Origin of the sequence: Kitasatospora fiedleri, assembly GCF_948472415.1 — a bacterium.
Taxonomy (GTDB): domain Bacteria; phylum Actinomycetota; class Actinomycetes; order Streptomycetales; family Streptomycetaceae; genus Kitasatospora; species Kitasatospora fiedleri.
The window spans coordinates 2096958-2111184 of sequence record NZ_OX419519.1 but is presented as its reverse complement, the minus strand read 5'-3'; the positions used below and the strand labels follow the sequence as shown (position 1 = coordinate 2111184).

The following is a 14227-nucleotide window of genomic DNA, read 5'->3' as shown; positions in this document are numbered from 1 at the left end:
AGCACGCACCACGAGGTCGCGCCCGCGGGCAGTCCGCCGCCTGGGCGCGGCCTCGCCGTCGGAGGACCCCCGGCGCGTTCCCGTCCGTGACCCGAACCGTGAGGAGCCCGTGGTGCCGACCAGGGAGAAGGAGCCGCCCCGGGGCCTCCAGTTGATCTCGGCGACCACCACCACCTTCAAGTCGGCCGGCCCGTTGGCCCGCTTCCGGGCCGCCCGGGAGCGGTTCGGCTACCTGATGGCCCGCCCGCTGACCCCGTACTACCTGATCCTGGGCGCGGCGCTGCTGCTGGTGGTGCTGGGCCTGGTGATGGTGTTCTCCGCCTCGCAGAGCGTGGTGGTCGAGTACGGCCTGCCGATGACGTTCTTCTTCCGCAAGCAGCTGATCGCCCTGCTGCTGGGCGGGGCGATCGCCGTGGTGCTGACCCGGGCCCCGGTCCGGGTGCTGCGCACCGCCGCCTACCCGCTGCTGTTCGGGGTGGTGGGCGCGCTGGTGCTGGTGGCCATCCCCGGGGTCGGCGTGCGGATCAACGGCAACCGGAACTGGATCAGCCTGGGCTTCTTCCAGATCCAGCCCTCCGAGTTCGCCAAGCTCGCCCTGCTGCTCTGGGCGGCCGACCTGCTGGCCCGCAAGCAGCGCACCCACCTGCTGGACCGGTGGAAGCACCTGCTGGTCCCGCTGGTGCCCGGCACCGTCGTGCTGATGATGCTGATCATGATCGGCGGCGACATGGGCACCACCATGGTGCTGATCGCCATGCTGTTCGGCCTGCTGTGGATGGTCGGCGCCCCGCTGCGGCTGTTCGCCGCCACCCTGGGCATCGCGGTGGTCGCCTGCACCGCGCTGATCATCACCGTGCCGCACCGCCTCGGCCGGCTCTCCTGCGTCGGCGTCACCAAGCCCGACCCCTCGATGGACTGCTTCCAGGCCCTGCACGGCCTGTACGCCCTGGCCGCGGGCGGACCGTTCGGGTCCGGACTGGGTGCCGGGGTGGAGAAGTGGGGGCAACTGCCGGAGGCCCACACCGACTTCATCTTCGCCGCGACCGGCGAGGAACTCGGACTGGTGGGGACGCTGTCGGTACTCGGCCTCTTCGCGGCACTAGGCTACGCGGGTATCCGAGTGGCCCTCGGCACCACGGACCCGTTCGTGCGGTACGCGGCGGGCGCCGCCACCACGTGGATCATGGCTCAGGCCGTGGTCAACCTGGGGTCGGCGCTGGGACTCCTGCCCATCGCGGGCGTCCCGCTGCCGCTGTTCTCGTACGGCGGCTCCGCGATGCTGTCGGCCATGTGCGCCGTCGGGCTGCTGCTGTGCTTCGCACGCAGCTCCCCGGCGGCGAAGGCAGCGCTGGCTGCCCGGCCCCGCAGATGGCGAAAAGGGGCCAACTCCCGGTTCGGGCCAGTCCTGGACCGGGTGCTGCCAGGTAGGAAAACCACAGCGCGCAAGGCCCCCCGGCCGCCGCGCAGGGAGCGGTGAATTTCGGTGCATGTCGTACTCGCCGGCGGCGGGACCGCCGGTCACATCGAGCCGGCCATGGCGCTCGCGGACGCGCTGCGCAGGCACGACCCGTCCGTCGGGATCACCGCTCTCGGCACCGAGCGCGGCCTGGAGACCCGGCTGGTCCCGGAGCGCGGCTACGAGCTGGCGCTGATCCCGGCCGTGCCGCTGCCCCGCAAGCCCACCCCGGAGCTGATCACCGTCCCGGGCCGGCTGCGCGGCACCGTGCGCGCCGCCCAGGAGGTGATCGAGCGGGTCAACGCGGACGCGGTGGTCGGCTTCGGCGGCTACGTGGCGATGCCCGCCTACCTGGCGGCCAAGCGGGCCGGCGTGCCGATCGTGGTGCACGAGGCCAACGCCCGCCCCGGCCTGGCCAACAAGATCGGCGCCCGCTACAGCGACTTCGTCGCGGTCTCCACCCCGGACTCCAAGCTGCGCGACTCCCGGTACATCGGCATCCCGCTGCGCCGCACCATCGCCACCCTGGACCGCGGCACCGTCCGCCCGGAGGCCCGGCACTACTTCGGCCTCGACCAGCGGCTGCCCACCCTGCTGGTCTCCGGCGGCTCGCAGGGCGCCCGGCGTCTGAACGAGACGGTGCAGGCGATCGCGCCCCGGCTCCAGCAGTACGGGGTGCAGATCCTGCACGCGGTCGGTCCGAAGAACGAGCTGCCGACCATCGACGACATCCCGGGCATGCCGCCGTACCGGGTGCTGCCCTACCTGGACCGGATGGACCTGGCGTACGCGGCGGCCGACATGATGCTCTGCCGGGCCGGTGCGATGACGGTGGCCGAGCTGGCCGCGGTGGGCCTGCCGGCCGCGTTCGTGCCGCTGCCGATCGGCAACGGCGAGCAGCGGCTGAACGCCCAGCCGATGGTCAAGGCGGGCGGCGGTCTGCTGGTCGACGACGCCGAGCTGACCCCGGACTGGGTGCTGAAGAACGTGCTGCCGGTGCTGACCGACCCGGCCAAGCTGTGGGAGATGTCGCGCTCCGCCGCCGAGTTCGGCCGCCGGGACGCCGACGACCTGCTGGTGCAGATGGTGTACGAGGCGATCGAGGCCGCCCGCGGCGGCCGCCGCCGTGGCTGACGAGGAGTACGAGGAGGAGCTGGAGGAGGGCGGCCCGGCCCGCCCGCCCCGGCTCCGACTCTCCCGCCGGGGCGTCGCGGTGCTGGTCGCGCTGGGCGCGCTGGTGGCCGGGGCGCTCGGCTGGACGGTGTTCTTCTCCTCCGCGCTGGACGTCCGCGGGGTGGCCGTCCAGGGCCTGGACTCGGGCCGGTTGACCCAGCAGGACGTCGAGCGGGCGCTCGGCGGCACGGCCCGCGGCCCGCTGGCCCGGGTCGACCTGGACGAGGCCCGGGCCGAGGTGGCGAAGGTGCCCCGGGTGGCCGACGCCGAGGTCTGGCGCGGCTGGCCGCACACCCTGCGGGTGAAGGTCACCGAGCGCCGCCCGGTGGCGGCGATCCAGCACGAGGGCGGCGGCTTCGTCCAGGTCGACGCGGACGGTGTGGAGTTCGCCACCGAGCCGCAGCCCCCGGCCGGCGTCCCGGTGGTGGCGCTCGAACTGAGCCGGCCGGCCCAGGACGCGGTGGGCGTGATCGACCGCCCGACCCTGGTCCGCTCGGCGATCACGGTGGCCGCGGGCCTCCCGCCGGAGGTGGCGCAGCAGGCCGGTTCGCTCACGGTCTACTCCTACGACGACATCCGGCTGAAGCTGGCCTCCGGCGCGACCGTGCGCTGGGGCAGTGCGGAGGACACCGGCCGGAAGGCGAAGGTGCTGACCGCCCTGCTCGGTCAGAAGGCGTCGAATTACGACGTGAGTGCGCCGGATGCCCCGGCGGTGTCGGGTTGATCCGGTAAGTTCTGTGCCCGGGGGCGGTATTGACGGGGCCACGGCTCCGGTCCGACCCTTGGTGGTCACCCCGGTTTCACCGCGGGGTCGATGATCACATAGGCTCAAAAGAAAAAGGGAAGCTCGGCGTGTTCGTTGAAACACGCGCCGGTTGCGACCTACTGTCCTGTGTCAACGAGCTGTGCTCGACACCGAGGTGACACGGGCACAGCCATAACCCTCAACCTCAAGTTTAGGGTTCGGGTTGGAACCACGTGCTTCCCACCCATCGACATCCGTCGGCCTTCACAATCCAGGGGAGCCGACCCGGAAATTCGAGGCGAGAGGCCCCGACGTGGCAGCACCCCAGAATTACCTCGCGGTCATCAAGGTCGTCGGCATCGGCGGCGGCGGAGTCAACGCCATCAACCGGATGATCGAGGTCGGGCTCAAGGGCGTCGAGTTCATCGCGATCAACACCGACGCCCAGGCGCTGCTGATGAGCGACGCCGACGTGAAGCTCGACGTCGGCCGCGAGCTCACCCGCGGTCTCGGCGCCGGCGCCAACCCCGAGGTCGGCCGGAAGGCCGCCGAGGACCACCGCGAGGAGATCGAGGAGGTCCTCAAGGGGGCCGACATGGTCTTCGTGACGGCCGGCGAGGGCGGCGGCACCGGCACCGGCGGCGCGCCCGTGGTGGCCAACATCGCCCGCTCGCTCGGCGCCCTGACCATCGGCGTGGTCACCCGCCCGTTCACCTTCGAGGGCCGCCGCCGCGCCAACCAGGCCGAGGACGGCATCGCCAGCCTGCGCGAGCAGGTGGACACCCTGATCGTCATCCCCAACGACCGGCTGCTGTCGATCTCCGACCGCCAGGTCTCGGTGCTGGACGCGTTCCGCTCCGCCGACCAGGTGCTGCTCTCCGGCGTGCAGGGCATCACCGACCTGATCACCACCCCCGGCCTGATCAACCTGGACTTCGCCGACGTCAAGTCGGTCATGTCGGACGCCGGTTCGGCGCTGATGGGCATCGGCTCGGCCCGCGGCGAGGACCGCGCCAAGGCCGCCGCCGTGATGGCGATCTCCTCGCCGCTGCTGGAGGCGTCCATCGACGGCGCCCGCGGCGTGCTGCTCTCCATCTCCGGCGGCTCCGACCTCGGCCTGTTCGAGATCAACGAGGCCGCCCAGCTGGTCAGCGAGGCCGCCCACCCGGAGGCCAACATCATCTTCGGCGCGGTGATCGACGACGCGCTCGGCGACGAGGTCCGGGTCACCGTGATCGCGGCCGGGTTCGACGGCGGCCAGCCGCCCGCCATCGTCCGCGAGCCGGTGGTGAAGTCGACCTCCTCGTCGTCCTCCGCCTCGTCCGCGACCCCGGCCGCCGCCCCGGAGCGCCCGGCCTCCCGCCCGTCCTACGGCTCGATCGGCTCGGTCACCCGCGCCGAGGAGCCGGCCCGGGCCGCCGAGGCCCCGGCCCCGGCGACGGCCACCGCCCCGCCGGTGCCGCCGCAGGTGCAGCCGGTCCGGCAGCCGTACGTCGAGAGCCCCGCCGAGGAGCTCGACGTGCCGGACTTCCTCAAGTGATCCATACGGTCTCCCGACACGGTGCTCACTTCGCCTCCACCACCCGGTGGGGCGGGGTGAGCACCGCGCCGTACGGGGAGCTCAACCTCGGCGGTGCAGTGGGCGATTCGCCTGAATCCGTCAAGCAGAACCGTTTCCTCGCGGCCCGGGAACTCGGCCTCGATCCGGCCGACGTGGTCTGGATGAACCAGGTGCACGGTGCCGAGGTCGCGGTGGTGACGGAGCGCCAGCCCGAGGGCACCGCCCCGACCGTGGACGCGGTGGTCACCGACCGCCCGCTGGCGCTGGCCGTGCTGACCGCCGACTGCGCCCCGGTGCTGCTGGCCGACCCGGCCGCCGGAGTGGTCGGCGCGGCGCACGCCGGGCGCCCGGGCCTGGCCGCCGGGGTGGTCCCCGCCGCGGTCGCCGCGATGCGCGAACTGGGCGCCCGCCCGAGCGGATGCTCGCCGCGATCGGCCCCGCGGTCTGCGGCCGCTGCTACGAGGTGCCGGCGGCGCTGCGCGCCGAGGTCGCCGCGCTCGTCCCGGCCGCGCACGCCGAGACCTCCTGGGGCACCCCCGCGCTGGACGTCCCGGCGGGGGTCGCCGCACAGCTCGCCGAGGCGGGCGTGCAGGATGTGGTCCGATCATCCGTCTGCACCCTCGAGTCCGCCGACCACTACTCCTACCGCGGGGAGCAGCGCACCGGCCGGCTCGCGAGCTACGTCTGGCTGGGGCCCACACACTCATGACGAACGACATCTACGGCCCGTTCCCGGGCCGCGCCGAGTTCGCCGACGCGCTGACCGAGGGTCAGCGCGTCCGCTACGAGCAGCTCGGCGCCAACCTCGACGTGGTCGAGCGCCGGATCGCCGACGCCTGCGCGGCGGCCGGCCGCCGGCGCGCGGAGGTCACCCTGATCGTGGTGACCAAGACCTACCCCGCCGAGGACACCGCGCTGCTGGCCGGCCTCGGCGTCACCGACGTCGCCGAGAACCGCGACCAGGACGCCGCCCCCAAGGCCGAGCGCTGCGTGCAGCTCCCGCTGACCTGGCACTTCGTCGGCCAGCTCCAGACCAACAAGGCCCGCTCGGTGGTCCGCTACAGCGACCTCGTGCACTCGGTGGACCGCGACCGCCTGGTCGACTCGCTGGCCGCCGCCGTCCGCGCCGCCGAACGGCCGCCGCTGGGCTGCCTGGTGCAGGTCGCCCTGGAGAAGGAGGCGGGGGAGGGCGAGCACCGCGCGGGCGTCGCCCCCGCCGAGGTGCGCGCGCTGGCGGACCGGATCGCCGACACGCCCGGCCTGCGGCTGGACGGTGTGATGACGGTCGCACCGCTGGCCGGCCCGCTGGCGGGCGACCCGGCGCGCGCCTTCGCGCGGCTGGCGGAAATCGCAAGCGACGTACGCGCGGCCCATCCGGCTGCAACCATGGTCTCGGCAGGGATGAGCGGGGACTTGGAGCAGGCGATCGCCGCCGGAGCGACACACGTACGCGTCGGTACGGCGGTGCTCGGAGTGCGGTCACCGCTCGGGTAACGTCACCGAGTAAGTAGATCAGACTGCAGGACAAAATAGGACAGAACCTAGCAGATGATCAGTCTGCTGGTAAACCGTGGATCGCATTCCGAGCGTACCTCCGCGGTCTGACGGACCGTCGGCCCTGACCGGTCGTAGATGACCGCGGCATCCGCAGGGCGACACGGTGGGCGCATGAGCGGAGGAGACAGCAGCATGGCCGGCGCGATGCGCAAGATGGCGGTCTATCTCGGTCTGGTCGAGGACGAGACCTACGACAGCCAGGGGTACGACCCCGACGACGACTACGACGCGGACCCGGAGCCGATCCGGACCGGTCGGACCGAGGACCTCCGGGCCGCCCCCGCCCCCGCCGCACCCGTCCCGCAGCCGGCGCCCGTGGCGCACATCGCGCCCCAGCCGGTGCCCGCCGCGGTCCCGATCCGGCAGGAGCAGCCGCGGATGGCACCCGTGTCGTCCATCACATCCGAGCGTCACCGCAACCTGGAGAAGAGCGCCCCGGTGATCATGCCCAAGGTCGTCAACGAACGAGAGCCGTACCGCATCACCACGCTGCACCCGAGGACCTACAACGAGGCCCGTACCATCGGGGAACAGTTCCGCGGCGGCACCCCCGTGATCATGAATTTGACCGAGATGGACGACACGGACGCCAAGCGGCTCGTAGACTTCGCCGCTGGACTCGTCTTCGGTCTGCACGGCAGTATCGAGCGCGTGACACAGAAGGTGTTCCTGCTGTCGCCTGCTAACGTCGATGTAACGGCGGAGGACAAGGCTCGGATCGCCGAGGGTGGGTTCTTCAACCAGAGCTGACCCGACCACGACCACACGTGTGGGTCTGTTGACAGAGCGTCACTGACGGTACGTCGGCCAGGGAGAGGGAGAAGCGATGGGGATCTTCGGTTCGGTGCTCTACTGGGTGCTGACCGTGTTCCTGCTGATCCTGCTCTTCCGACTCGTCATGGACTGGGTGTTCCAGTTCGCCCGTTCATGGCGTCCCGGGAAGCCCATGGTCGTGGTGCTGGAGGCCACGTACACTGTCACCGATCCGCCACTCAAGCTTCTTCGGCGTTTCATTCCGCCGTTGCGTCTCGGGGGCGTGGCGCTCGACCTGTCCTTCTTCGTACTGATGATCATTGTGTATGTCCTGATCTCGCTCGTGCAGCGCCTGTCGTTCTGAACGATGCGACAGGATGCCGGTCCGACGATCACGTTGAGGTGAAGAGATGCCATTGACCCCCGAGGACGTTCGGAACAAGCAGTTCACGACCGTCCGGCTGCGCGAAGGCTATGACGAGGACGAGGTCGATGCCTTCCTCGACGAGGTCGAAGCCGAGCTGACCCGCCTGCTGCGCGAGAACGAGGACCTGCGCGCCAAGTTGGCCGCCGCCACGCGTGCCGCCGCGCAGAACCAGGCCAACATGCGCAAGGAGCAGCAGGCCCCGCAGGACGGCGGCCGCCCCGGCGCGCCCGTCCCCGCCGCCATATCCGGCCCGCCGGTGCCCGGCCAGCAGGGCCCCGGTCCGCAGCAGCTCGGCGGCCCCCAGCAGGGTATGGGGAACCAGCAGGGTATGGGGAACCAGCAGGGCATGGGCAACCAGCAGGGTATGGGCAACCAGCCGCTCGGCCTGCCCTCCGGCGCCCCGCAGCTGCCCGCCGGCCCGCAGCAGGGCATGGGCGGCCCGATGGGCAACCCGATGCAGCAGCAGATGGGCCAGACCATGGGCGGCCAGCAGCAGTTGGTCCAGCCGATGGGCGGCCAGATGCTGCAGCCGATGGGCAACCCGATGCAGCAGCAGATGGGCCAGGGCATGGGCGGGCAGCAGCTCCAGCCCATGGGCGGCCAACTGCAGCCGATGGGCGGCCCGATGGGCAACCCGATGCAGCAGCAGCAGAACCCCGGCGGCGACAGTGCGGCCCGGGTGCTGGCGCTCGCCCAGCAGACCGCGGACCAGGCCATCTCCGAGGCCCGCTCCGAGGCCAACAAGATCGTCGGCGAGGCCCGCAGCCGCGCCGAGGGCCTGGAGCGGGACGCCCGCGCCAAGGCCGACGCCCTGGAGCGGGACGCCCAGGAGAAGCACCGCGTCGCGATGGGCTCGCTGGAGTCCGCCCGCGCCACCCTGGAGCGCAAGGTCGAGGACCTGCGCGCCTTCGAGCGCGAGTACCGCACGCGGCTGAAGTCCTACCTGGAGACCCAGCTGCGCCAGCTGGAGTCGCAGGCGGACGACTCGCTCGCCCCGCCGCGCATCCCCGCCACCGCGTCGCTGCCGCCGGCCGCGTCGTCGATGGCTCCCGCCGGTGCCAGCGCGATGTCCTCCCCGGCGCCGTCCTTCGGCTCCAGCCCGTCCTTCGGCGGGAACCAGTCCTTCGGCGGCTCCTCCTTCGGCAGCTCCTCCGGTGCCCCGTCCTTCGGCGGCTCCTCGGCGGGCAGCAACGGGGCGATGGCGCCGGCGGGCATGACCCAGCCGATGGCGGCCGTGCGGCCGCAGCCCCCGCAGCCGATGCAGCAGGCGCCCGCTCCGATGCGGGGCTTCCTGATCGACGAGGACGGCGACAACTAGCGGTTCCGGAACGCGCGACCGAAAGGGCGCCCTTGGCCATCGCGGCCGGGGGCGCCCTTCGCCGTGTGCGGGGAAGGGCGGGCGGCGGAGGGGGAACGGCGGCGGGGCCGCGAGGAGGGCGGGTGGTCCGCCGCCTCCTCGCGGCCCCGCTCGGGGCGCGGGGACCGGGAGGTCAGACCTTGCGGAGGGTGAACTCCAGGGCGAGGTCCTCGTCGGTGAAGCGCGGGGCGTCGGGGTCGGTGATGGTCAGGCCGAGGGAGTCGGCGAGGACCTCCTCGGCGATCAGGGACTGGTGCTCGGTGAGGCCGGCCAGGGTGTCCTGGTCGGTGGTGGCGAGCTGCAGGTGGATGTGGTCGACGATGTCGAGGCCGGAGACCTTGCGGGCGTCCTGGATCTGCCGGATCGCGTCGCGGGCCACGCCGAGGCGCTTGAGCTCGGGGGTGAGCGTCAGGTCGAGGGCGACGGTGGCGCCGGACTCGTTGGCGACGGCCCAGCCCTCGCGCGGGGTCTCGGTGATGATCACCTCCTCGGGGGAGAGGGTCACCGGCTCGCCGTCCAGTTCGACCGTGGTGGCGCCGGTGGCGCGCAGCTCGGCGGAGAGCCGGGCGGCGTCGGCCGCGGCGACCGCCTTGGCGACCTCCTGGACGCCCTTGCCGAAGCGCTTGCCGAGCGCGCGGAAGTTGGCCTTGGCGGAGGTGTCGACCAGCGAGCCCCCGACCTCGGCGAGGGATTCGAGCGCGGCGACGTTGAGCTCCTCGGCGACCTGGACGCGCAGTTCGGCCGGGAGGTCCTCCCAGCCCTGGACGGCGATCAGCGCGCGCAGCAGCGGCTGGCGGGTCTTGACGCCGCTGCCGGCCCGGGTGGCGCGGCCGAGCTCGACCAGGCGGCGGACCAGCACCATCCGGGCAGCCAGCACCGGGTCGATCAGGCTCTCGTCGGCGACCGGCCAGCTGCTCAGGTGGACCGAGGCCGGGGCGTCCGGGACGACCGGGACGACCAGGTCCTGCCAGACCCGCTCGGTGATGAACGGGGTGAGCGGGGCCATCAGCCGGGTGACCGTCTCCAGCGCCTCGTGCAGGGTGGCCAGCGCGGCGGCGTCGCCCTGCCAGAAGCGGCGGCGGCTGCGGCGGACGTACCAGTTGGACAGGTCGTCGATGAAGCCGGACAGCAGCTTGCCGGCCCGCTGGGTGTCGTACGCCTCGTAGGCGGCGTCCACCTCGCGCACCAGGGTGTGCAGTTCGGACAGCGTCCAGCGGTCCAGCGGCTGCCGCTCGGCCGGGGCCGGGTCGGCCGCGGACGGGGCCCAGCCGGCGGCGCGGGCGTACTGGGCCTGGAAGGCGACGGTGCTCCAGAAGGTCAGCAGCGTCTTGCGGACCACCTCCTGGATGGTGCCGTGGCCGACCCGGCGGGCCGACCAGGGGGAGCCGCCGGCGGCCATGAACCAGCGCACCGCGTCGGCGCCGTGCTGGTCCATCAGCGGGATCGGCTGCAGGATGTTGCCCAGGTGCTTGGACATCTTGCGGCCGTCCTCGGCCAGGATGTGGCCCAGGCAGACGACGTTCTCGTAGCTGCTCCGGTCGAACACCAGGGTGCCGACGGCCATCAGGGTGTAGAACCAGCCGCGGGTCTGGTCGATCGCCTCGGAGATGAACTGCGCCGGGTAGCGCTTCTCGAACAACTCCTTGTTGCGGTACGGGTATCCGTACTGCGCGAACGGCATCGAGCCCGAGTCGTACCAGGCGTCGATCACCTCGGGCACCCGGACCGCGGTGGCGGAGCACTGCGGGCAGGGGAAGGTGACCTCGTCGATGTACGGGCGGTGCGGGTCCAGGCCGGACTGGTCGGTGCCGGTCAGCTCGGAGAGCTGGGCGAGCGAGCCGACGCAGGTCAGGTGGTCGTCCTCGCAGCGCCAGATCGGCAGCGGGGTGCCCCAGTAGCGGTTGCGGGACAGCGCCCAGTCGATGTTGTTGTTCAGCCAGTCGCCGAAGCGGCCGTGCTTGACCGTCTCCGGGTACCAGTTGGTGGCCTCGTTCTCGCGGATCATCGCGTCCTTGACGGCGGTGGTCCGGATGTACCAGGACGGCTGCGCGTAGTAGAGCAGCGCGGTGTGGCAGCGCCAGCAGTGCGGGTAGCTGTGCTCGTACGGGAGGTGGCGGAACAGCAGGCCGCGGGCGGCGAGGTCGGCGACCAGGGTCTCGTCGGCCTTCTTGAAGAACACCCCGCCGACCAGCGGCACGTCGGGGGCGAAGGTGCCGTCGGTCTCCACCGGGTTGACCACGGGCAGGCCGTAGCGGCGGCAGGTGGCGAGGTCGTCGGCGCCGAACGCGGGCGACTGGTGGACGATGCCGGTGCCGTCCTCGGTGGTGACGTACTCGGCGTTCAGGACGTAGTGGGCGTCCGGGACCTCGATCAGGTCGAACGGGCGCCGGTAGGCCCAGCGCTCCATCTCGGCGCCGGTGAAGGACTCGCCGGTGGCCTCCCAGCCCTCGCCGAGGGCCTTGGCCAGCAGCGGCTCGGCGACCACCAGGCGCTCGGTGCCGTCGGTGGCGACCACGTAGGTCACCCCGGGGTGGACGGCGGCGGCGGTGTTGGAGACCAGCGTCCACGGGGTGGTGGTCCACACCAGCAGGGCGGCGGTGCCGGCCAGCGGGCCGGAGGTGAGCGGGAAGCGGACGAACACCGACGGGTCGACCACGGTCTCGTAGCCCTGGGCCAGTTCGTGGTCGGACAGGCCGGTGCCGCAGCGCGGGCACCACGGGGCGACCCGGTGGTCCTGGACCAGCAGGCCCTTGTCGAAGATCTGCTGGAGCGACCACCAGACCGACTCGATGTAGGACGGGTCCATGGTGCGGTACGCCTGGTCGAGGTCGACCCAGTAGCCCATCCGCTCGGTCAGCTCGGCGAACGCGTCGGTGTGCCGGGTCACCGACTCGCGGCACTTGGCGTTGAACTCGGCGATGCCGTACTTCTCGATGTCCGGCTTGCCGGAGAAGCCCAGCTCCTTCTCCACCGCGAGCTCGACCGGCAGGCCGTGGCAGTCCCAGCCGGCCTTGCGGGCGACGTGGTAGCCCTTCATGGTGCGGTAGCGCGGGAAGACGTCCTTGAAGACCCGGGCCTCGATGTGGTGCGCGCCCGGCATGCCGTTGGCGGTCGGCGGGCCCTCGTAGAACACCCACTCGGGGCGGCCCTCGGACTGCTCCAGGCTGCGCTGGAAGACCTGCTGCTCCTGCCAGAAGGACAGGACCCGGTGCTCCAGGGCGGGCAGGTCGACCTGCTTGGGGACGTCGTTGTACGTGGGCGACATGGGGGCGTCTACCTCCGGCGGATGCGTGGACTGGCTCCGACGGAGGGACGAGGCGGCGAGCCGCCCCGCGGTACCACCCTCCTTGACCGCGCGCGCTGCGGCCCTCTCTTTGGGTTTGCGGCCGGTTCTACTGGGCCCGTGGCGGGCCGTTCTTCCGGCGGCTCCGGGGTGATCTTCCCGCCGCGCACACCCCCGGGCTCACACCGCCCCCGGGTCGCTCCTGGCTGCGTACGTCGGTACTCGTCCCATCTGCGCCTTGCACGGCCCAGTGTATCGGCCCCCGCAAGCGGCTTTGCGCATCCGTGAGCCGGGGTGCCGGGTGGTTAGGCGGGGGCGATCTGGGCACAACCTGTGCAGCGCGGACCCGACGGGGGCTGCGCGGGTGGGATCGGTGAGGCGCTTCGGTATGTCCCGTTGTGGGCTGATTCGATGGGGTTTATCGTTCCGGGACCGGCAAGATCGTCGGGAACCGACGCTTCTGATCATTCGTGAATGAGGTCGAAAGCCATGGCTGAGAAGGCGACAGGAACCGTGACCAAGGGGTCGCGCGAGGCCGTGGCGGGCGACCCAGGGGAGGGGACCGTGACTACTGCGCGGCGAAAGACCGGCACCACCGGACACACCGAGGCGACCGGCCGCACCCACGTGCCGGCGGGCACGGGGCCCGCGGCGGCGCCGAGTCGGTCGACCCGGCCGAGCTGCCGGTCCGCCCCGGGGAGGACCCGTGGACGGCCGAGGAGGTCGCCGAGCTGCACGACGAGCTGGCCGCCGACATCGTCCGGCTGCGCGCCGAGATCGAGGCCTCCGAGGCCGCCATCGCCGGCCTGATGCGGGACTCCAACGACGGCGCGGGCGACGACCAGGTCGACGCCGGCACCAAGAACATCAACCGGGAGAGCGAGCTCTCGCTCGCCAACAACGCCCGCGACAGCCTCGCCCAGACCGAGCGCGCCCTGGCCCGCCTGGAGGGCACCGGCTTCGGCCTGTGCGAGTCCTGCGGCCAGCCGGTCGGCAAGGCCCGGCTGCAGGCCTTCCCGCGCGCCACGCTCTGCGTCAGCTGCAAGGCCAAGCAGGAACGCCGCTGACCGCCGCTGCCGGTCGACCGGCCCGCGGACCGGACAATCCCGGCCGCGGCGGCCAACGGGGCGGGTGGTGCCGTACCCTCGTCCCCAAGTACGTCGACCGGCATTCCACCCGGCATTCCACACGGCAGCGGAGCGGATCATCAGCACGCCAGGTTCCCACCAGACCCAGGACGACGCCGTCCCCCTCGCCCGGCCCACCGGGGCGGGCGAGCCGGTGACCCCCGCGGAGCCCGAACCGGCCGCGCCGGTCGCCGGTGCGACCGCCGCCGAGGGCACCCGGGCGGTGGTCCGCCGCCGCCGGATCGGCCTGCTGCTGGCCGTCGCGGTGCTGGCCTACCTGATCGACCTCGGCTCCAAACTGCTGGTGGTCTCCAAGCTGGAGGGCCGCAGCGAGCCGATCAAGGTGATCGGCGACTGGATGACCTTCCAGGTGATCCGCAACGGCGGCGCCGCGTTCGGCATGGGCCAGGCGATGACGGTGCTGTTCACCGCGATCGCCGCTGGCGTCATCGTGGTGATCTGGCGGATCGCCCGCCGCCTGTACAGCCTGCCCTGGGCGATCGCCCTCGGCCTGCTGCTCGGCGGCGCGCTCGGCAACCTCACCGACCGGCTGTTCCGCTCCCCGGCGGTGTTCCGCGGGCACGTGGTCGACTTCATCTCGGTCCAGCACTTCGCGGTCTTCAACCTGGCCGACTCGGCGATCGTCTGCGGCGGCATCCTGGTCGTGCTGCTCTCCTTCCGCGGCTCCAACCCGGACGGCAGCGTGCACGGCGCCCCGCGCGCCGGGGCGGCGAAGCCGGAACCGGCCGCCGAGCCGGACCACGAGGGCTGAGCCCGCGAGAACCGAG

11 protein-coding genes and 1 pseudogene are annotated in these 14227 nt (G+C 72.2%); 11 read left to right on the top strand and 1 reads right to left on the bottom strand.

Translation table 11 applies throughout. The features are described 5' to 3' along the window. Positions 1 to 109: 109 nt before the first annotated feature. The 9 genes and pseudogenes from ftsW (at position 110) to QMQ26_RS09890 (ending at position 8990) form a co-directional block, all read left to right on the top strand. Positions 110 to 1477 (top strand): putative lipid II flippase FtsW, encoded by a 1368-nt coding sequence (gene ftsW, locus QMQ26_RS09930; protein ID WP_404814105.1) that lies wholly within the window; start codon positions 110 to 112, stop codon positions 1475 to 1477. 6 nt (positions 1478 to 1483) lie between these two features. Further along, positions 1484 to 2590, top strand: coding sequence for an undecaprenyldiphospho-muramoylpentapeptide beta-N-acetylglucosaminyltransferase (gene murG / locus QMQ26_RS09925; protein ID WP_100835796.1), 1107 nt, complete (start codon positions 1484 to 1486; stop codon positions 2588 to 2590). Next, positions 2583 to 3353, top strand: a complete 771-nt coding sequence (locus QMQ26_RS09920; RefSeq protein WP_100835795.1) for a cell division protein FtsQ/DivIB — start codon at positions 2583 to 2585, stop codon at positions 3351 to 3353. Before murG ends, QMQ26_RS09920 begins: the two co-directional genes overlap by 8 nt. Before the next feature lie 334 nt (positions 3354 to 3687). Then, positions 3688 to 4914, top strand: coding sequence for a cell division protein FtsZ (gene ftsZ / locus QMQ26_RS09915; RefSeq protein ID WP_100835794.1), 1227 nt, complete (start codon positions 3688 to 3690; stop codon positions 4912 to 4914). Beyond that, positions 4911 to 5644: pseudogene (gene pgeF / locus QMQ26_RS09910) on the top strand (peptidoglycan editing factor PgeF). The gene ftsZ and the pseudogene pgeF overlap by 4 nt, the downstream one beginning before the upstream one ends. Then, on the top strand, positions 5641 to 6429 hold the full coding sequence (locus tag QMQ26_RS09905; protein WP_282205457.1) for a YggS family pyridoxal phosphate-dependent enzyme: 789 nt from the start codon (positions 5641 to 5643) through the stop codon (positions 6427 to 6429). The pseudogene pgeF and the gene QMQ26_RS09905 overlap by 4 nt, the downstream one beginning before the upstream one ends. Positions 6430 to 6624: 195 nt before the next feature. Next, positions 6625 to 7242: a cell division protein SepF gene (locus QMQ26_RS09900; RefSeq protein WP_100835792.1), complete on the top strand. Its 618-nt coding sequence runs from the start codon at positions 6625 to 6627 to the stop codon at positions 7240 to 7242. A 76-nt stretch (positions 7243 to 7318) separates the two neighbouring features. Beyond that, entirely contained in the window at positions 7319 to 7609 is a 291-nt protein-coding gene (locus QMQ26_RS09895) for a YggT family protein (protein WP_030463138.1), read from the top strand. Positions 7610 to 7655: 46 nt separating this feature from the next. Further along, on the top strand, positions 7656 to 8990 hold the full coding sequence (locus QMQ26_RS09890; protein WP_282205456.1) for a DivIVA domain-containing protein: 1335 nt from the start codon (positions 7656 to 7658) through the stop codon (positions 8988 to 8990). 172 nt (positions 8991 to 9162) lie between these two features. Here QMQ26_RS09890 and ileS read toward each other — a convergent pair whose 3' ends face one another. Continuing rightward, positions 9163 to 12294 carry an isoleucine--tRNA ligase gene (gene ileS / locus QMQ26_RS09885; protein ID WP_282205455.1) on the bottom strand — a complete coding sequence of 1044 codons (3132 nt, stop codon included), beginning with the start codon at positions 12292 to 12294 and terminating at the stop codon, positions 9163 to 9165. Positions 12295 to 13121: 827 nt separating this feature from the next. Here ileS and QMQ26_RS37425 point away from each other — a divergent pair. Both QMQ26_RS37425 and lspA read left to right on the top strand, forming a co-directional pair. After that, positions 13122 to 13379, top strand: a complete 258-nt coding sequence (locus QMQ26_RS37425) for a TraR/DksA family transcriptional regulator (protein WP_318552224.1) — start codon at positions 13122 to 13124, stop codon at positions 13377 to 13379. Between the two features lie 67 nt (positions 13380 to 13446). After that, positions 13447 to 14211, top strand: a complete 765-nt coding sequence (gene lspA / locus QMQ26_RS09875; protein ID WP_404814104.1) for a signal peptidase II — start codon at positions 13447 to 13449, stop codon at positions 14209 to 14211. The last annotated feature ends 16 nt before the right edge of the window (positions 14212 to 14227 follow it).

Excerpts from the sequence above, each read along its gene's own strand:
- QMQ26_RS09905 (WP_282205457.1), top strand. The coding sequence starts at position 5,641 with ATGACGAACGACATCTACGGCCCGTTCCCGGGCCGCGCCGAGTTCGCC.
- QMQ26_RS09900 (WP_100835792.1), top strand. The coding sequence starts at position 6,625 with ATGGCCGGCGCGATGCGCAAGATGGCGGTCTATCTCGGTCTGGTCGAG.
- QMQ26_RS09895 (WP_030463138.1), top strand. The coding sequence starts at position 7,319 with ATGGGGATCTTCGGTTCGGTGCTCTACTGGGTGCTGACCGTGTTCCTG.
- QMQ26_RS09890 (WP_282205456.1), top strand. The coding sequence starts at position 7,656 with ATGCCATTGACCCCCGAGGACGTTCGGAACAAGCAGTTCACGACCGTC.
- ileS (WP_282205455.1), bottom strand. The coding sequence starts at position 12,294 with ATGTCGCCCACGTACAACGACGTCCCCAAGCAGGTCGACCTGCCCGCC.
- QMQ26_RS37425 (WP_318552224.1), top strand. The coding sequence starts at position 13,122 with ATGCGGGACTCCAACGACGGCGCGGGCGACGACCAGGTCGACGCCGGC.